This window comes from Natrinema soli, from assembly GCF_028618695.1.
Map to the genome: position 1 here is coordinate 1 of NZ_JAQIVI010000443.1, position 750 is coordinate 750.

Below are 750 nucleotides of genomic sequence, written 5' to 3' on the forward strand. Positions count from 1 at the left end.
GACGTCGCCACCGCGCGGACTGCCATGACGCTGGCCGCGCTCGAGGGCCGCGAGACGGTCATCGAGCCCGATATCCACGAAGCCGCGACGTACGCGCTCCCCCACCGCCTCCGGAGCACCCCCTTCGAGGACGAACCGGAGCTCGACGACCTGCTCGAGGACCGGTTCGACGAGGAGTCGCCGGACGAGGGCGACGGAGCGGGAAACGAATCAGACGGAAGTGACGTGGACGACGGTGATGGGACCGACGACGGCGACGATCCGGAACCCGGAACCGAACCGGGAGACGGAGACGAGCGCGGCGATCGCGAGTCGGACGGAGACGACGGATCCGGCAGTGGCGACGGCGGTGCGGACGGCGACGGCTCGAGTGACGACAACGATCCCGAATCCGACGGTGACGACGGCGAGGACTCCGGACCCGACCAACGACCGGCGGGCGGCGACCAGCCGGCATCGCCGAATCGCTCGTCCGCTGATACGGGTGATAGCAGTTCGGACGACGACTCGAGTGAGCGCGACTCGGAAGGGGACGAGTCGTCCGATGACGGTGACGAGGACGAAACCGCTCAGCCGCTCGTTCCCGGCCAGCAGCGCGTGGGGATCGGCGAGGCGCGGGCACCGGACCTCGAGACGCCGACCACCGAGAGAAATGAAAGCGCGGCCGTGAGCACCACGGGAACGCGGGCGAGCACGGCACCGAGCACGGACAACCGGGGCGCTCGAGTCCGTACCGAACCCGCGTCCGGT

General features: G+C 69.9%; 1 pseudogene. It reads left to right on the top strand.

Going from position 1 to position 750, the window contains the following annotated elements:
• Window positions 1–750, top strand: a pseudogene (locus PGX04_RS23505) (magnesium chelatase); the annotation flags it as partial.